This window comes from Bacillus cereus group sp. MYBK216-1, from assembly GCF_051916495.1.
GTDB classification, from domain to species: domain Bacteria; phylum Bacillota; class Bacilli; order Bacillales; family Bacillaceae_G; genus Bacillus_A; species Bacillus_A thuringiensis_K.
Map to the genome: position 1 here is coordinate 532,059 of NZ_JBQAGT010000003.1, position 18,788 is coordinate 550,846.

Below are 18,788 nucleotides of genomic sequence, written 5' to 3' on the forward strand. Positions count from 1 at the left end.
TGTAATTTAATATAATTTTATGAAAATTCTTATCACGAGAGGTGGAGGGACTGGCCCTATGATACCTCGGCAGCGGATTCGTTATGAATACTGTGCCAATTCCAGCAAGGTAACTTGAAAGATAAGAAAGAAGCTCATTTTGACTGTATATACAGAAGCCTCTTTCTATCTTTTAGAAAGAGGCTTTTTTACGTGAAAATAAAAGGAGGAAGAACAATGGGAGCGACAGGAGTAGCGTCACAAAGAAAAACAATTAAAGAGAGTATCGAAAGAAATAAGGAAAAGTACATAGACACAAGTCATGATATTCATGCGAATCCGGAGATTGGTAACCAAGAGTTTTATGCATCAAGAACGTTAAGTTTATTACTGGGTAGTGCAGGATTTCAACTGCAGCACAATATAGCTGGACATGAAACGGGATTTATCGCGCGAAAAAGCTCTGGAAAACAAGGAGCGGCAATCGCATTTTTAGCTGAGTATGACGCTTTACCAGGACTCGGTCATGCGTGTGGTCACAATTTAATTGGCACAATTAGCGTTGCAGCAGCGATCGCATTATCAGAAACGCTTGAAGAAATTGGCGGGGAAGTTGTCGTGTTTGGAACACCAGCTGAAGAAGGAGGGCCAAACGGTAGCGCGAAATCAAGTTATGTAAAGGCAGGTTTATTTAAAGACATTGATGCGGCACTTATGATTCATCCGAGCGGAAAAACAGCGACAACAAGCCCTTCACTAGCAGTCGATCCACTTGATTTTCATTTTTACGGAAAAACAGCTCACGCCGCAGCTTCACCAGAAGAAGGAATTAACGCATTAGATGCGGTTATTCAGCTCTATAACGGTATTAACGCACTTCGCCAACAACTTCCGTCAGATGTGAAAATTCATGGCGTTATTACAGAAGGCGGAAAAGCACCTAACATTATTCCTGACTACGCCTCAGCAAGGTTCTTCATCCGTGCAGCAACGCGAAAAAGATGCGCGGAAGTAACAGAAAAAGTAAGAAACATTGCTGAGGGAGCAGCGTTAGCAACAGGTGCAAAAGTAAAAATCCATCAATTCCAAAATGAAATCGATGAATTACTCGTAACAAAAACATATAACGATATCGTAGCGGAAGAACTAGAACTATTAGGTGAAGATGTAAACCGTAAAGAAAGAGTAGGGATCGGTTCAACCGACGCAGGAAACGTAAGTCAAGTCGTACCGACAATTCATCCGTACATTAAAATCGGACCAGATGATTTAATTGCACATACGAATGAATTTAGAGAAGCAGCACGTTCAGAACTCGGAGATAAAGCATTAATTACATCGGCAAAAGCATTAGCAAATACGGCGTATCGATTAATTACGGAAGAAGGGTTGTTAGAGAAGGTGAAGGAGGAGTTTAGAGAGGCACAGAGGAATCAGGGGTAAGGCGCTTTTTCGAATATAAATCTAATTCATATGCAGAAATAATAGAAAAGAACATTGAAAAATCAATGTTCTTTTCTATTTATGAATCATTTATTTCTTTAGTGATATCTTGAATCTGGTCTAGTCTAGTTTAATAGTAACGGTGATCTGTGAGTTCAAATTGCATTAAAGGATAATAACTAGAGAATGTGTTGTAATTAAAATTTATATTTCTATATTAATTTGTAAAATAAATTCACTTTATGTTATTATATTTCCCTTGGACTGAAAGTTTATAGAATGTATAGTGAATATTTGAAAAGTTAAAATAGGGGATGTATTACGTTGAAATGGTTATCTTGGGACAAAAATTTAAAAACTAGATTGATTGGCGAAACTATGTTCAATACATTGTTTTGGATGTATTTTCCGTTTATGGCAATATACTATAGCGATGCTTTTGGTAAAGCAATTGGCGGAATTTTAATGGCAATTATACCTCTTGTAGGCATAATAGGTAATTTGTTAGGTGGATATTTAGCTGATCGATTAGGGCGTCGACCTGTCATGCTATTAGGCACAATCATACAAGTAGCAATGTTTGCAGTTTTTGCTTTATCTCATTCACATTGGATTAATTATTTAGCCTATATCGGTATTGGAATTAGCGGGGCAATATACAGTCCAGCAAGTTCTGCAATGATAGCTGATATAGTGCCAGAAAAGGATAGAAGGGTGGTCTTTGCCACTTTTGTTACAGCAAATAATATTGGTGCTGTATTTGGACCAGTGTTAGGTTCATTTTTCTTCTTTCATTATCGAAGTGAATTGTTATGGACTTGTACAATTGTTACATTTATTTATTTTATAGCAATCTATTTCATAATTAGAGAAACGCTGCCCGAAGCTTCTAAAAATGATGGAGATAACAATCCAATATCAAAAATCTTTAAAGAACAATGGAATAATTATATGAAAATTTTTAGTGATAAAATTTTCTCTCTTTACATATTTGCGGGAGTTTTGATTATGATAGCTTTCATGCAGCTAGATCTTTATCTTGCATTATATGTAAAGGAATTTGTACCAACTCAATCTCTTTTCTCATGGAGTACTGGTTCATTCTCTTTGAGTAATACTGAAATTTTCGGATGGATGATGGGGTTAAATGGCATTTTGTTTGTTTTATGTTCTTTACCTGTTGCAAAATATTTTGAGAATTGGAGCGACCGAAACGTTTTAATTGTCTCTAATATATTATTTGGAATGGGTATGTTTTTAATAGGGTTAACAACGAATATATGGCTACTATTTGGCTTTATGGCAATATTAACTATTGGGGAATTGATTCGTTCGCCAGTTGTACATAGTTTCGTCAGTAAATATGCACCTGAAAATTCTAGAGGACAGTATATGGCAGCATCTAATTTACAATTTACCATTGGGCGTTTTATTGCACCAATAATGATTGTATTTTCTACATGGCTATCTCCAATTGTTGTGTTCGGAATTATATTACTTTGTACCCTTGTTAGTGCAGTTTTCTATGTGAAAGTATTTCGTATGATTTCAAATACAAACATACATAATTCTACAAAATAGCCCTGTTATGCAGGGCATTTTGTAATTTGATAACTTAAAAGTTCTGTTAAGGGAAAGAAGAGAAGAATATATTAATCAAAAAAAATTGATTAATTAGTTGCATAAAGAGCTAAACTACATATATACTATAAACATCAAAAAAATTTGATGAAGGGAGAGGGGACTAAAATGGCACAAGATTTTCAGCTCTATGAGAAAAAATTTAAAGCATTAGCGGATCAAAAGCGTTTAGAGATTATGTATGAACTTTGCCAGCGAGGCCAGACTTGTGTATGTGATTTAGCAGAGATTTTTGAAATGACGCAATCTAAGTTGTCCTATCATTTAAAGATTTTATTAGATGCAGGTTTAATTGTAAAAGAAACAAAAGGTACGTGGAGTTATTATGATTTAAATGATGCGGAAGTAAATAATTTATTATCAGAAGAATTGTGCTGCATTTTTAGAAAAACAGGCAAAGGTAGTTGCTGTTAAAATTTTGTAGTATTAATCAAAAAAAATTGATTAATAACATATAAAGAGGAGGAATAAGTTATGAGATATGTTCATGTTGGTATAAATGTTACGGATTTAGAGAAGTCTATTGAATTTTACGAAAAAGTATTTGGTGAGTCACCAGTTAAGGTGAAAATGGATTATGCAAAATTTTTATTAGAGACGCCAGGACTTAACTTCACGCTGAACGTAAGAGATGAAGTGAAGGGAAACCAAGTAAATCATTTCGGTTTCCAAGTGGATACAGCTGAAGAGATTATGTTACATAAAGAAAGGTTAGAAAAAGAAGGTTTCTTTGCACGTGATGAGATGGATACAACTTGTTGCTATGCGGTTCAAGATAAGTTTTGGGTAACGGATCCTGATGGGAACGAGTGGGAATTCTTTTATACAAAAGCACAGAGTGATGTTCACAAAATAGAAGAGTCATCTTGTTGCACGACTTCTAACGTAGTAGAACAAAATTCTTGTTGTTAATAGGAGATGGAAAATAAAATGAAACGTTTATCTTTTCTAGATCGATATTTAACACTATGGATTTTTCTAGCTATGGCTGTTGGGATTGGTTTAGGGTATGTATTTCCTAGTGTAGTAGACGGACTAAATACATTACAAGTTGGAACGACGTCTATCCCGCTTGCTGTTGGTTTAATTGTCATGATGTATCCACCATTAGCAAAGGTTCGTTACGAGGAAATGGGCCGAGTATTTAAAGATGTAAAAGTATTGGTTTTATCTTTAGTACAAAACTGGATTATCGGACCTGTACTTATGTTTGTTTTAGCAATTATTTTTCTTCCTGATAAGCCAGAATATATGGTTGGTCTCATTATGATTGGGTTAGCACGTTGTATTGCGATGGTCATTGTTTGGAACGATCTTGCAGATGGGGATAAAGAGTATGCAGCAGGTTTAGTGGCTTTTAACTCAGTATTCCAAATGCTATTCTTCTCCGTTTATGCATACGTGTTTGTAACAGTCATTCCAGAATGGTTAGGAATTGAAGGGGCTATTGTCGATATTACAATGGTAGAAGTAGCGAAATCCGTGTTTATCTATTTGGGAATTCCTTTTATAGCAGGTATGTTGACGCGATTTGTACTCGTTAAGTTAAAAGGTAGACAGTGGTATGAAAAGGTATTTATACCGAAGATTAGTCCACTTACATTACTTGCATTACTATTTACAATCATCGTTATGTTCTCTTTAAAAGGGGAAATGATTGTTAGCGTACCATTAGATGTAGTAAGAATAGCGATTCCGTTATTAATCTATTTTATTGTAATGTTTTTTGTTTCTTTCTTTATGGGAAGAAAAATTGGTGCAAACTATCCGGTGACGACAACGTTAGCATTTACAGCAGGTAGTAATAACTTTGAGTTAGCGATTGCTGTAGCAGTTGGTGTGTTTGGTATTCATTCGGGCGCAGCATTTGCAGCTGTTATCGGGCCGTTAGTGGAAGTACCTGTAATGATTGCACTTGTAAACGTCGCTTTTTGGTTTAAGCGTAAATATTTTAATGATCAACCAGTATAATTTAAAAACAAAGGTGGAAAACAACATGGAAAACAAAAAGACAATCTATTTCTTATGCACAGGAAATTCATGCCGAAGCCAAATGGCAGAAGCGTGGGGCAAACAATATTTAGGTGATAAGTGGAATGTATATTCTGCAGGAATTGAAGCACATGGAGTAAATCCAAACGCAATTAAAGCAATGAATGAAGTAAATATTGATATAACAAATCAAACTTCGGATATGATTGATATAAATATTTTAAATAATGCTGATTTAGTCGTTACCCTTTGTAGTCATGCAGATTCTGTTTGTCCGTCTACACCAAAACATGTGAATCGTGTTCACTGGGGATTTGATGACCCAGCAGGAAAAGAATGGTCTGAATTTCAACGTGTTCGCGATGAAATTGGAGAACGTATAAAGAGATTTTCTGATACAGGGGAGTAAATAAAGGAAAGAGCCAATCTTCTATTTTATAGGGATTGGCTCTTTTTTTATTGTACATAGTTATGACTGCATTGGTTCGCATAAATTACCGAAAAGCAGAGGATATTCTGTTGGGTTTATAAAGTTAGAAATATATTTAATCATGTAGGTGTTCATAAATAATAAAGTCATATAAAAGATAATAAAGTTGTTTAGAATTAGAGGTGGTATGATGAATAATCACACTAACTTTCCTTTGTTAAGTATAATTAAATGAAAGGATTTTTGGATATATAAATAAAGGGTAGTATATTAGCGCAAGGGGGAGAATGATGGATAAGTTGTTACAAGAAATTATAAATTGGTTAAAGATGAGAGATGAACAAATTGTTATCGGTATTTCAGGACATGGTGCAGCTGGAAAAACAACGTTTACTAATAGACTCGTAAAGCTACTAAATCAAAATGAAGTAAATTATATTAATACAGATCCTTACATTGTTAGTTCAGATATCCGCAAGCATGCAGTGATTCACTATACATATCAAAATGAAAATCATCGTTATAAAATGACAGCTTGTCATCCAGCGGCGCACCATTTGGCAGCTTTAGAAAGAGATATTCATATGGTTAGAGCTGGGCTAGATTTTTATACGATAGATACGCATTATATGAAAAGTAAGTTGATTTCTTCGGAAAATAAAGTAACGATTGTGGAAGGAATGAGCGCCGCATTTATTAATCCTGATTTATTTGATTTGAAAATTTATTTTTATACAGATGGCGAAACGGAACTAATGAGAAGATCAAGCCGGGATATAGCTGAAAGGGGAGCCGATATAAATTATTTAAGGCAGTCTCATGAAGAACGCCGGATTCAATATGAAGTATTTATGCATTCGTATAGTCAGCGTTTTGATATCATTATCAAAACCTCTGATGAAACAATATGTATAGAAAAAAATACATTTGAGTTTTATAAAGTTTAAATGAAAATCCTCAATTTGTTAATTGCATTATAACGGTTATTTTTTCTTATTTAGTACTTGTATTAAACAAATGTATTATTTAATCAATAATACATTCACTATGAAATAACTAGATTTTTAAAAAGATTTAGTAGCCTTCTTTCATCTACATATATAGAAGGCTATTGTAATTTTGGCGGCAAAATTACATAACTTTATTATTACTCCACAGTAGGATAGAATTCTTTATTTGAATACATTAGGTGTATCTTAAAAATCCTCACTTTAAAAGGTTTTTATTCGGAAGTACAAGAATGAATTTTTGCATGAAAGGGGAATAGGGTGAAACGCATAATAAGAAATGTAGTAATAAATTATTTTAAAGAAATTCATTCACTAATAGTGGAAGCAGAATTACATAAGAACAGTTGGCATACAGATTTACATTATAAAATCATCGTAAATGGAGACCGGTATTCCGCACGGTTTATGAATAGCGATCGAACAACTAATCCAGCTTTTGGGACATTATCAAATGAACAATTGAAAGAGCAAGTACGATTTACGTATTATTTACGAGAGCATGGAATCCCATTTATGCAGATTAAGGAGAATCGGGCGGGAGGGTCATTTACATTTATTACTTGGAATGATGAACAGTACCGGTTTGTATTGTCTACTTGGATTGAAGGGGAGCATATTACTCATTGTACAGAAACAATGGCAGAGATTTTTGGAAAGGAAGCAAGAAATATACATGATATTTCTAGTACATTTCAAAACTCGACTTTTCAAAAGAAATCGCATTTAGATGGATATGGTGAGTTTATAAAGCTATTAGAAAATAAAGGTGGTACATGTAAGGAATTGCGGGGGTATATAGAGCTCGCTAAGTGTCATATAGAATGTGCATATACGAATAATTTGGAGTTTATTGTACAAACCGATTTAAATCCTTTGAATGTTTTATGGGGATCAAGTCAAAAGGTAAAAGGAATTGTGGATTTTGAATCTATTAGTTATGTTGACCGCGTTGAAGGGTTAGCCTTTTTAATAAAGTGGTATTCCCGGACAGAAGGAATGGAGTCACATGTAGTATGTCCGAAAGTTGCTAGAGCATTTTTAGAAGGGTATGGAGCTAATAACATTTTAACTTTAAATGAGTATGAAAGACTTTCTTCGTTGCTATGGTTATCAGGTAGTTTAAATTGGAACTTTGTTAAAAAGACGATGAACCTAATGGGTGACGAGAGTGCATTAGTAGAACATTTGAGAGTTTATAAAGGAAGAGGAGAAAGACTGTCGTCATTGTTAATTGGTAGATAACATTTATTATTCTAATTTTGGATGCGAAAAAGAAAGCATATGGGGTGTTCAAAAAATGAAAATACAAATTGTATTGTTTGATGGTTTTGGAGAACTTGTCTCCTTTGCACCTTTTGAAGTATTGAAAAGAGCGATAGAAGAAGGGGCTCCATTTACGGTTGAACTCGTATCAAGTGTACAGAAACAAGAAGTTACTACTTCATTTGGAATTACGGTGAAACTACATGATTTTTTACGAATGGATAATCGCCCAGATTTATTAATTGTACCTGGTGGTGGCTGGAATCATAAAGCAGAGCATGGGGCACGAAAGCAAGCAGAGCTTGGAACACTGACAGAAACGATTAGAGAGATGCATAATGAAGGAACGATTGTTGCGGGAGTTTGTACTGGAGGTATGTTACTAGCTGCATCCGGTATATTAAATGATAAAAAGGCGACAATGCATCATTTGGCGCAGAGTGAAATGAGTGAATATGGAGCGGAGTTTCTTCCTTACAGAATTGTAGATCAAGGCGATATTATTACTGTAAGAGGAGTTACTTCAGGAATTGATTTAGCTCTTTGGGTTATCGAAAAGTTCGCAAGTCCTAAAATTGCAGTCGCTGTTGAATATAGAATGGAATATGAGCGGCGAGGTGTTGTTTGGAAGTAATTTAATTATATTTTTTGCTGCAGAGCGTATCAAATATTGTAAAAGAGAAAGAGTCAACTCATACGAGTAGGTTCTTTCATTTATATACTATATTGCTTATTTTTCACAGTAATATCTTTTTCAAAAAATCATAAAATAGATAATATATTTTGTTCCACATTGATAATTATTTTCATTATATATTTATAAATTAGTAAAATTTAGTTTACAAATTTGCGTACAACTTATATAATTTGACTCATATAAAAAAGTTTCCTTAAGGAAACTTAAACGTGGATTTACATTCGCTTTATATTTTTTTGCTTAAAAGTTGCCTTTACGCAAAATAATTATATATACGAAAAAAAGAAAGGGGAATGCATAAAAAATGGATGAGGCTATAATTGTTAAAGATTTGTTTGTATCGTATCAAGGGAATCAAGTAGTTCAAAATGTCTCCTTCGATATTGAGAAAGGGAAGCTCGTTGGAATTATTGGTCCAAATGGAGCGGGGAAATCTACTTTAATGAAAGCTGTATTAGATTTAATTCCAAATGATAAGGGATATGTCCAAATCCTTGGAGAGGATATTCGAAGCATTAGAAAGAGTGTTGCATATGTACCGCAAAGAAGTGATATAGATTGGGACTTTCCGATTACAGTTTTAGATGTCGTGCTAATTGGAACGTATCCATCTTTAGGTATGATGAAAAGACCGAAGAAAGAGCATTGGGATTGGGCGTTTGATTGCTTAAAAAAAGTCGGAATGGAAGAGTTTAAAAATCGCCAAATCGGTGAGCTGTCAGGTGGACAACAACAACGTGTCTTTTTGGCGAGAGCTTTAGCGCAAAAGGCGGAAATATTCTTCTTAGATGAGCCGTTTGTCGGAATTGATGTAACAAGTGAAGAGACAATCATTAAAATTCTTAGGGAACTACGTAAAGAAGGAAAAACGATTGTCGTTGTCCATCATGATTTAAGTAAAGCAGAATCGTATTTTGATAAATTACTATTAATGAATAAAAGCTTAATTCATTACGGAGAAGTACGCCAAGTATTAGAACCAACTGTTATGTCAAAAGCGTATGTGAATCAAGGAATATTGTTTAATAATGCAGCGGAGGTACATTCATCATGAAGATTGTAGAATTTATAGATGCATTAACGCAGTATAGTTTTCTGCAGAAGGCGTTATTAACTTCCGTTATGGTAGGCGTTATTTGCGGCGTAATTGGCTGTTTTATTATTTTACGAGGTATGGCATTAATGGGTGATGCCATTTCACATGCTGTTCTTCCAGGAGTAGCGCTTTCTTATATGATTGGAATGAACTATTTTATAGGAGCGGTTTTAACAGGTGTTATTACTGCAGTAGGAATCGGATTTGTAAGTCAAAATAGTCGTATTAAACATGATATGGCGATAGGAATTATGTTTACATCTGTTTTCGCTGTAGGGATTATTTTAATTACCTTTATGAAGAGTAGTTCTGATTTGTATCATATTTTATTCGGGAATGTCTTATCCGTTCGTTCTTCTGATATGTGGATGACACTGATTATTGGAGTGGTCATTATTGGTCTTGTAATGTTGTTTTACAAAGAATTACTCGTATCCACGTTTGATCCAACGATGGCGCAAAGCTATGGATTACCGAATAAATGGATTCATTATGGCTTAATGATTCTCCTTACAATGGTTACAGTAGCTTCACTTCAAACTGTTGGAATTATTCTAGTTGTTGCCATGCTTATTACACCAGCGGCTACAGCGTATTTATTAACAAATCGTTTATGGGTCATGATTTATTTAGCGGCAGGAATTGGTGCACTTTCATCTGTAGTAGGGCTGTATTTTAGTTTCTCGTATAATCTTGCTTCAGGTGCAACAATCGTTCTCGTTGCAACATTCTTGTTCGCGCTGGCATTCTTTTTCTCACCGTCACAAGGTTTGTTTTGGAGAGCTATTAAAATTAGAAAAAATAGAGCAGAGTTGTCATAATTGATTGGAGGATAATGATGAAATTAAAAAATATTTTATTATCGGTAATTTGTATTTTCGTATTTGCGTTAACAGCGTGTTCTAGTAACACAAATGGGAAAGAAGAGGGTAGTGGAAAATTAAAAGTTGTAACAACATACTCCATTATATACGATATGGTGAAGCAAATTGGTGGAGATAAAGTTGAGATTCATAGTCTTGTTCCAATTGGAGCTAATCCACATGAATATGATCCACTACCGAAAGATGTTATGAAAATGACAGATGCAGATATGGTGTTTTACAATGGGCTAAACTTAGAAGAGGGCGGAGCATGGTTTAAAAAACTATTAAAAACGGCAAATAAATCAGAGAAAGATGCACCGGTTTATAAAGTAAGTGAAGGTGTAGAAGCTATTTATTTAGAAACAAAAGGATTAGAAAAAGAACCAGACCCACATGCTTGGATGAATATTAAAAATGGTATTGTATACGCTGAAAATGTGAAGAAAGCATTAATTAAAGAAGATCCTAAAAATAAAGAGTTCTATACTAAAAATGCGGATAAGTATGTAGCAGAACTTCAAAAATTACATGATGAGACAGTAAACAGAATTCATCAAATCCCTGAAGAAAAACGTTTCTTAATTTCTAGTGAAGGTGCTTTTAAATATTTTGGAAAAGCATATGGCATTAAGACGGGATACATTTGGGAAATCAACTCAGAAAATCAAGGTACACCAGATCAAATTCGAGATGTTGTAAGTTTAATTCAAACAAACAAAGTGCCAGCTTTATTTGTTGAAACAAGTGTAGATCGACGTAGTATGGAAACTGTTTCAAAAGAAACAAACGTACCAATTGCAGGGACAATTTTTACAGACTCACTAGGTAAATTAGGTGAGGATGGAGATACTTACTTAAAAATGATGAAATGGAATATAGATACCATTATTAATGGGCTAAAAAAGTAGGATCTATCTGTTTTTCAATGTAGCGTAACTATTGAATTTTTATAAAATAAGAGATGAAAGAGCTAGCTCATATGAGTTGGCTCTTTTATTTATCCCAATATTTGCGGGCGGATAAGATCCCCTCCTTAAAAATTCAGCGAATGGGAGGGAGGGCTGCCCGTAAAATCCCAATGAATATGTACTAATAATCAGTGGGGGTGACAAAACTTCTAATAATTAAAGTTTCATTTTATAATTTTTACTTTATTAAAAGTAGATTTGTTAGAAAGGATAATCATTTATTGATATAATGAATGGATGCGAAGCAGGAAATAGATAGAAAGATACTGCTAGTAATTTATACTAAAAATGTAGGGAGATTGAACAGAGTTATGGGGAATGAAAAAGAAATTAGTTCCGCTAAATTAATATGGAAGATGACGCGCCCACATACATTAACGGCGACGTTTTCACCTGTAATTTTAGGGACAGTGGCATCACTTTATGTTGCCGAAATTGATTGGCTTTTATTTATTGCGATGATGCTTGCATGTTTAGCGCTGCAAATAGCAACGAACTTATTTAATGAGTACTATGATTTTAAACGTGGACTAGACACTGCTGAATCCGTTGGCATCGGTGGCGGAATTGTCCGTCATGGATTGAAACCAAAAAATGTGTTAACAGTTGCGCTTTTATTATATGTAGTAGCAGCTTTTATTGGCATTTATATTTGTATGAATAGCAGCTGGTGGTTAGTTGTCATTGGTTTAATTGGGATGGCAGTTGGCTATTTATATACAGGCGGTCCATTACCAATTGCGTACACCCCGTTTGGAGAATTAGTTTCTGGATTGTTAATGGGGACATGTTTTGTACTCATTGCTTTCTTTATTCAAACGAATACTGTAACGATTGAAAGTGTATTGATTTCCATTCCAATTGGAATTTTAGTAGGTGCAATCAATATGTCGAATAACATCCGAGATATCGAAGAAGATATTAAAGGTGGAAGAAAGACATTAGTAATCCTCCTTGGGAGAGAGAAAGCTGTAGTAACACTAGCGGTAGCCTTTTTCATTGCGTATTTATGGATTGCCGTAATTGTATTAATGGGTTATATAAGTCCTTGGGCATTAGTTATGTTCCTAGGTTTGAGAAAGCCAATTTCTGCGATTCAAAGTTTCCAAAAAGGAGCAAAGGATCCTGGGTATATGCGCATGGCAATGAAATCAACAGCGATGACAAATACGATTTTTGGCTTCTTATTATCAGCAGGATTATTAATTAGTTATTTGTTTTAAATGAAAAATATTGTTAAATAGCTTAACCCCAATTTCTCAATTTTAATATAGAGAGATTGGGGTTTTTATTTTGACTTTGTTTAATGTTAAAAACAGTTTTATTTGAAATGAAAATACCAATAAATTGCAACTTCATCATTTTCAATATCCAAACCTTTATAAACAAGAAAATCAAACCCACCAATTACAAATCCACATTTTTCATAAAATTTACATGCTGTGACATTATTATTTTGCGTTTCAAGCATGATACCTGGCATATTGCCTTTTTTTGCCCACTGCTTTGCTTGATCAACTAATCTTTTACCAACTCCGAGTGAACGATATTTTTTATCCACTGTTATATCTTCTATGTAAGCATAGTGGTTCCAATTCTTTTTCAATACTATTAATCCGATGATTTGGTTATGTAACAGTGCTATGTAAATTACTTGATTAGGTTTATTTATATATTCATTGTAAGCCAGTTCTTCATTATCATCTTGATTTTGTAAATAACTTTTTTCATAACTCGGAACGTCTTCTACTGTATATTCTATACGTCTATTTACTTTGGAAAGAGAAAGAATTAACCGAGCATTCACTATAAAACTGTCATCGATCTTCGGGAAATTGTCTAAATCATTTTTTTCTAACTCTCTAATTAAAAGATTCATCGGAGCACCTCCACATAATAATATTTCTTCTAGTTCTTTATTTGATTCAAATTAATTCCAATTACAAAATTATAATAGAATTTCAATAGTATGGCTAACTCAGTATTTTATCTTTATAACAGCATGCTATTATCTTGATATAAAAATTTTGTTTAGAAAGAGTAGTATTTTTTATTTTGGATGTATATCCAGTTTTCAAATTTAACTGTATTAGAGAAAACAATATTTTTCTAAAGAGTGGATGCAATAAGTTATTCTTTAACTAATTTCGACATTATCTGCATTTTATCTTCACCTTCCTCTATTAATCTACTTATTGTAAATATCAACTGGAGTTAATGCTTAGCTGTATAAATAATGAATATGAAAATTAGTAGGGAAAGGATCGAAACATAATGAAAGAATCACAAAATAAGAAAAAAACAAATGTAGGAACTAAGGCAATACTATCTCTAGGAGTTGTTTTAGCAACGACCTTTTTCACGTTCTTTTTAATAGGAAAATGGAACTCTATTCCAGCGAAAGGAGTAGCTAATGAAAGTATTAAGCTAGCTAATACGCAACAACAAAAAAAGAAAGAGGACACATCACTGGCAAAACAGAAAAGACCTGATGGAAAACCGGTAGGAAAGGTTGTGTATTTAACATTCGATGACGGTCCTAGTGAATTAACTGGGAAATTTTTAGATGTACTAAAAGAACAAAATGTTGCCTCGACATTTTTTATGCAAGGTAGCAATTTACAAAATACAGGTTTTCAGGAAAATGTAAAAAGAGCGGTAAAAGAAGGACATTATATTGGTGCTCATAGTATGACACATAATAGTGATAAGCTATACAAAAAGGGACAATTTGTACCGGAGATGAAAGAAACGTTAGCTCTGATCCATAATATTACGGGTACAACTCCTAAACTAGTTCGTCCGCCATATGGATCTGCACCGGGATTAAAGGGTGAGGAAATTCGTAATCAAATTGTAGAAGCAGCAATAAAAGTTTGGGATTGGACAATAGATTCAAATGATTGGAAACTAAAAGGTAACCCACAGCAAATTATAGAAAATGTAAAGCGTACAACAACAGAAGATGTGGAAGTAGTTCTAATGCATGAAAAACCACAGACATTACAAGCGCTTCCGGAAATTATTAAATTTTATAAGGAAAAAGGGTATGAATTCGGGGTATACAATGAAGCGGATCATTTTCAACTAAATTTCCAGAAAGATCAACGTCTATAGTATCAAATAAATAAATTAAGAGCATGTTCTGATTCATCTTTCTTCAGGACATGCTTTTTTTGCTTGTTTCTATAACCTCATTATTACCAATTTAACAAAGCATCAGTTACAAGTTACTTTATGGATACCTCATTTTAAAATAACTAACTTATAGAAAAAATTGAATAATTTTCATGTGTAAGGAGATTTTAAGAAGGATATAGAGGAGATATTTTCCTTTTGTTTTCTAGATAAATGATTACTTACCCAAAACATTATAGTGGAACGGTTTCTAAAGCGTTTCTGTCAAGAAATCCTAACACTAAAGTTCAAGTATAAAAACATAAACCATTCGATAAATGGGGTAGTATGATGAAAAAACTTAGTAGAAAGCGTTTGAGAAAAGATATTCAGGAACTTGAGAGTGCAAGTATGCTACTCCAAAATGATCAAGAGTGCGAACTCAAGCAGAGTGTATCTGCGAATGAAGAAGTTTTGAGACAAGTTTTTGAAAATTGTTCCGATATTGTTTTTCGTCCAATAATCATAGATAGTCAAAATAAAATTCTTTTTATTTATATAGATGGATTAGTTGACACTAAAGTTGTGGAACAAGTTGTTTTGAAACCAATGATGTTCGAAGGTCTGCCTAGTGGAGTAAAGAGTGTGGATTCGGTAGGAGAAATTATACAAAATCAGCTAATTGCGGTTTCTCAAGTAAAAACAATTTCAAAAGTTCGTGAGGTTATAGAAGCGGTATTGAAAGCGAATATCGTTATTTTAACAGAAAGAGAGAGTCAAGCTCTAGTCGCTGATTTAAAAGGTTTTGAAAAACGAGGTATTGAAGAGCCGGCTGCCGAGATCTCTGTTCGTGGCCCTCGGGACGGGTTTACGGAAACGATAAGGGTCAATACGAGCCTGATTCGCCGAAGAATTCGAAGCCAAAAACTAAAAATGGAACCTTATTCGATTGGGGAATTGTCACAGACAGATGTGGTAATTGCCTATATTGAGGGCATTGCACCTGATTTGGTTTTGGATGAAGTTCGCCAAAGGGTAAAGCGAATTCAAATTGATGGAGTGTTGGAGTCAGCTTTCATTGAAGAGTTTATTGAGGACCAACCCTTTTCGCCCTTTCCACAAATTCAAAATACTGAGCGGCCAGATGCGGTTTGTGCAAGTTTATTAGAGGGGAAAGTCGCTATTTTAGTCGATAACACACCTTTCGTTTTGATTGTTCCTATGACATTTTGGACAGGTCTGCAAGCAGCGGAGGATTATTATGAACGCTCCATCTACACAACTTTTGTTCGATGGATACGTTTAATATTAATTAATATTTCATTATTTCTTCCCTCTCTCTATGTTGCTATTACAACCTTTCATCCTAAATTAATTCCGACAAATTTGCTTATTAGTATTGCAGCTGCGAGAGAAGGCATTCCTTTCCCGGCTGTCATAGAAGCGCTAATGATGGAGTTTTTATTTGAAGGTTTGAGGGAAGCGGGGGTTCGGTTACCAAAACCTGTTGGATCCGCAGTTAGTATTGTTGGAGCACTTGTTATCGGGCAAGCTGCTGTGCAAGCAGGTATTATTTCGGCACCTTTGGTCATTGTTGTGGCGACGACCGGTATTGCGTCATTTGCGTTCCCACGCTACAACTTAGGAACGGCTTACCGGATGTTACGCTTTCCTATGCTGTTATTGGCAGGAATGCTCGGGCTATACGGTGTTGCAATAAGTACCCTTGCGATTTTGATTCATTTAACTAACATTCGTTCTTTTGGCATTCCGTATTTAAGTCCAGTTGCACCTCAGACTCCTCGTGATTTAAAGGATGTTTTTCTCCGAACACCTCGTTGGAATATGACCCACCGCCCAATAATGGTATCTGGTGAAGAGAAAGTCCGTTTTCCAGGTGGACAAAAGCCAGATGAGAAACGGGGAGGGGAAACAGAATGAGCCTGCACAAGGCACTCTGTATGATACTGGTCATTTCTTTATGCTTCTTGACGGGATGTTGGGATCGGACAGAATTAAATGATTTGGCAATAGAATTAGGATGGGGACTTGATCAAGCGAAGAACAATAAGATTGAAATTAGTGCTCAGTTTATTATTCCATCAAAAATGGGAATGGGACAGAGCGGAAGAAGTAATGCAGGAAAAGCGTTTTTTACAGAATCGGGAACGGGAAAGGATACACATGAAGCTATACAAATGATGCAAACAAAAATGTCGAGAGAAATTTTTCGAGGGCACCAGCGTGTAATATTGATTGGAGAAAAAATGGCTAAAAGTGGTCTTGCTCCAGTTTTAGATGCATATAGCCGCGATCCTGATATTCGATTACGAGTAGGTGTGTTCGTCATAAAAGGGAATACTGCAAAAGATTTTCTGAAAGCATCCATCCCTTTAGAGTCTATTCCGGCACTTGGGGCACTTAAAGAGCATATGCAAATAGAGGCAGCGGGAGATATGTCTTTGTTAAATTTTCTTATTGCTGGTACGAGTGATGGAATCACCCCGATTTTGCCCGTTATTAAACTAAATGTGTCTCCTAAAAAAGGTAAAACCGTGGTCAAAGGGTTTCAAATTGTAGGCGGTGCTATATTTAACAACGATTTCAAATTGGTAGGATACTTGAACATGCAGGAATGGTTAACTACTCTTTGGATAGTGAATCGTTTAAGTAAACAGACAGTTACAGCAACGGCCTCTAAAGGAAATGGTAGTGCAAGTTTATATATGACAAAGATCAATAGAAAAATCATACCTACTATACAAGGGGACACAATTAAGTGTGACATTGTTTTTTCTGGTGAAGGAACAATTCAGGAGAACAATACGAATTTAGATCTTTCGAAGCCAAAAAATCTTACTCTTTTAGAACATGTATTGGAAAAACAGTCCGATAAGGAAGCTCTCCAAACTATTAAAAAGGTTCAAAAACAATACGGAACCGATATCTTTGGATTTGGAGAAGCCATTCATCAAAAATATCCATCCGAATGGAAAGGGTTAAAAAAGAATTGGAGTAAACAATTTCGAAAAGTGGAGGTTTCTGTTCATACAAAGCTTACTATTCGGCGAGTAGGACTGACTGGACCACCGTTGCAGTTGAAGAAAAATGAAATGAAAAAATAAGGAGGAATATAGAGTGTGAGAAATTCGATGAAAATCTCTGGCAGGCAAATCTTTTGGATGATGTTCACATTTGAAGTGGGACAATCACTCCTTCTAGTTATTCCAGCGACGATTCGTACTGTCAAACAAGATGCGTGGATCTCGATTTTGATTGCAGGAGTGATAGGGGTTGCTCTTACTTTTTTGGCAACTACACTTGGTTCGCTTTATCCGAAACAAACTCTCATTGAATTTAGTCAAACTATTCTTGGTAAATGGCTAGGAAAGCTACTGATGATTCCTTACTTCTTTGGGTGGTACATGATAATTTGGATAACCGTCCGTGAATTTGGTGAATTCATTATTATCGCTTTGTTTCATAATACACCTTTGTGGGTCATTGTCTTTACTGCGATGTTATTGCTCATTTTTATCATTTACCAAGGAGGGGTGGAAGGTATTGGACGTTTAAGTGAAATCATAGGGCCAATTGTACTTTTAATGATAACGTTTGTAATCATTTTGAATGTTGGCAATATGAATTGGGATTATATGCGGCCTATTTATCACGATTCTGGCTGGCTTCCCATCCTTAAAGGTTCCTATACCCCTGTAGCCGCATTTTTTGGAGAGGCTGTTATGATGATGATGTTCGTTTTTTTTATGGATAAACCAGAGCAAGCGTCATCAAGGGCGATGTTGGGGGTAGGATTAGCCGTTTTCATGGTAACAATCGGAACATTAGCGGTCATTTTAACATTCGGTCCGAATTTATCTTCAAGTTTTTTGTATCCGGTTTACGATTTGAGCCGATACATATCTGTCATGGAGTTCATTCAAAATGTGGATATTTTGATAGTTATTATTTGGTTTTTTAGTATTTTTGTGAAATTGGCGTTATACATGTTTATCGCTTGTTATGGAACAGCACAAATATTTCATTTGAAGGATTGGCGAAAAGTAGCGTTAGTTCTTGCTCCTATTTCGTTTATCATAGCTGTGTCAGTTAAAAATATCCAGACATTTACCCATTATTACTACATATTTTTCGTAATTCCAATTGCATTACCCATTTATGAGCTAGGGATTCCTTTACTGTTATTGGTGGTTGGCAAAATTCGAAGGAAATATGCATAAACCCAATCGGTAATATGTTTGGAGGGCAGGTATACTTTTAAGTTT

The 18,788-nt window shown here is 34.9% G+C and carries 18 protein-coding genes and 1 riboswitch; of the genes, 17 read left to right on the top strand and 1 reads right to left on the bottom strand.

Annotated features, from left to right (window positions below):
* The first annotated feature begins 26 nt into the window (after positions 1–26).
* Positions 27–128: riboswitch (SAM riboswitch) on the top strand.
* Between the two features lie 88 nt (positions 129–216).
* The 13 genes from ACTFRH_RS12935 (at position 217) to menA (ending at position 12,608) form a co-directional block, all read left to right on the top strand.
* Positions 217–1,422 carry a M20 family metallopeptidase gene (locus tag ACTFRH_RS12935; protein ID WP_000501359.1) on the top strand — a complete coding sequence of 402 codons (1,206 nt, stop codon included), beginning with the start codon at positions 217–219 and terminating at the stop codon, positions 1,420–1,422.
* A 324-nt stretch (positions 1,423–1,746) separates the two neighbouring features.
* Entirely contained in the window at positions 1,747–3,003 is a 1,257-nt protein-coding gene (locus ACTFRH_RS12940) for an MDR family MFS transporter (RefSeq protein WP_000871746.1), read from the top strand.
* Between the two features lie 168 nt (positions 3,004–3,171).
* Positions 3,172–3,477 carry an arsenical resistance operon transcriptional regulator ArsR gene (gene arsR / locus ACTFRH_RS12945; RefSeq protein WP_000046013.1) on the top strand — a complete coding sequence of 102 codons (306 nt, stop codon included), beginning with the start codon at positions 3,172–3,174 and terminating at the stop codon, positions 3,475–3,477.
* Positions 3,478–3,537: 60 nt separating this feature from the next.
* Positions 3,538–3,975, top strand: coding sequence for an ArsI/CadI family heavy metal resistance metalloenzyme (locus ACTFRH_RS12950; protein WP_001270988.1), 438 nt, complete (start codon positions 3,538–3,540; stop codon positions 3,973–3,975).
* Positions 3,976–3,993: 18 nt separating this feature from the next.
* Positions 3,994–5,034 (top strand): ACR3 family arsenite efflux transporter, encoded by a 1,041-nt coding sequence (gene arsB, locus ACTFRH_RS12955; protein WP_000826587.1) that lies wholly within the window; start codon positions 3,994–3,996, stop codon positions 5,032–5,034.
* A 25-nt stretch (positions 5,035–5,059) separates the two neighbouring features.
* Positions 5,060–5,464, top strand: coding sequence for an arsenate reductase (thioredoxin) (gene arsC / locus ACTFRH_RS12960; RefSeq protein WP_000428358.1), 405 nt, complete (start codon positions 5,060–5,062; stop codon positions 5,462–5,464).
* Between the two features lie 311 nt (positions 5,465–5,775).
* A complete protein-coding gene (locus ACTFRH_RS12965; protein WP_000359527.1) occupies positions 5,776–6,432 on the top strand; it encodes a uridine kinase family protein in 657 nt (218 codons plus the stop codon).
* A 321-nt stretch (positions 6,433–6,753) separates the two neighbouring features.
* Entirely contained in the window at positions 6,754–7,737 is a 984-nt protein-coding gene (locus ACTFRH_RS12970) for a phosphotransferase enzyme family protein (RefSeq protein WP_000821334.1), read from the top strand.
* 55 nt (positions 7,738–7,792) lie between these two features.
* Positions 7,793–8,392, top strand: a complete 600-nt coding sequence (locus tag ACTFRH_RS12975; RefSeq protein WP_003301776.1) for a DJ-1/PfpI family protein — start codon at positions 7,793–7,795, stop codon at positions 8,390–8,392.
* A gap of 367 nt (positions 8,393–8,759) precedes the next feature.
* A complete protein-coding gene (locus ACTFRH_RS12980; RefSeq protein WP_000343001.1) occupies positions 8,760–9,509 on the top strand; it encodes a metal ABC transporter ATP-binding protein in 750 nt (249 codons plus the stop codon).
* Positions 9,506–10,372, top strand: coding sequence for a metal ABC transporter permease (locus ACTFRH_RS12985; RefSeq protein ID WP_000706185.1), 867 nt, complete (start codon positions 9,506–9,508; stop codon positions 10,370–10,372). Before ACTFRH_RS12980 ends, ACTFRH_RS12985 begins: the two co-directional genes overlap by 4 nt.
* A gap of 17 nt (positions 10,373–10,389) precedes the next feature.
* Positions 10,390–11,325, top strand: a complete 936-nt coding sequence (mntA, locus tag ACTFRH_RS12990) for a manganese ABC transporter substrate-binding protein/adhesin MntA (RefSeq protein ID WP_000769183.1) — start codon at positions 10,390–10,392, stop codon at positions 11,323–11,325.
* 371 nt (positions 11,326–11,696) lie between these two features.
* Positions 11,697–12,608 carry a 1,4-dihydroxy-2-naphthoate polyprenyltransferase gene (gene menA / locus ACTFRH_RS12995; protein WP_000526084.1) on the top strand — a complete coding sequence of 304 codons (912 nt, stop codon included), beginning with the start codon at positions 11,697–11,699 and terminating at the stop codon, positions 12,606–12,608.
* A gap of 98 nt (positions 12,609–12,706) precedes the next feature.
* On the opposite strand, the gene satA is transcribed toward menA, so the two are convergent.
* Positions 12,707–13,264 (bottom strand): streptothricin N-acetyltransferase SatA, encoded by a 558-nt coding sequence (satA, locus tag ACTFRH_RS13000; RefSeq protein WP_001050463.1) that lies wholly within the window; start codon positions 13,262–13,264, stop codon positions 12,707–12,709.
* A gap of 395 nt (positions 13,265–13,659) precedes the next feature.
* Here satA and ACTFRH_RS13005 point away from each other — a divergent pair, with 395 nt between their 5' ends.
* From ACTFRH_RS13005 to ACTFRH_RS13020, 4 genes are all read left to right on the top strand, one after another.
* Positions 13,660–14,502 (top strand): polysaccharide deacetylase family protein, encoded by an 843-nt coding sequence (locus ACTFRH_RS13005; RefSeq protein ID WP_000665155.1) that lies wholly within the window; start codon positions 13,660–13,662, stop codon positions 14,500–14,502.
* A 348-nt stretch (positions 14,503–14,850) separates the two neighbouring features.
* The gene (locus ACTFRH_RS13010) at positions 14,851–16,443 is read left to right on the top strand and encodes a spore germination protein (protein ID WP_003301784.1); all 1,593 of its coding nucleotides are present in this window, start codon (positions 14,851–14,853) and stop codon (positions 16,441–16,443) included.
* Positions 16,440–17,627: a Ger(x)C family spore germination protein gene (locus ACTFRH_RS13015; RefSeq protein WP_000052108.1), complete on the top strand. Its 1,188-nt coding sequence runs from the start codon at positions 16,440–16,442 to the stop codon at positions 17,625–17,627. The genes ACTFRH_RS13010 and ACTFRH_RS13015 overlap by 4 nt, the downstream gene beginning before the upstream one ends.
* Before the next feature lie 27 nt (positions 17,628–17,654).
* The gene (locus tag ACTFRH_RS13020; protein WP_003301788.1) at positions 17,655–18,743 is read left to right on the top strand and encodes a GerAB/ArcD/ProY family transporter; all 1,089 of its coding nucleotides are present in this window, start codon (positions 17,655–17,657) and stop codon (positions 18,741–18,743) included.
* Positions 18,744–18,788: the final 45 nt, after the last annotated feature.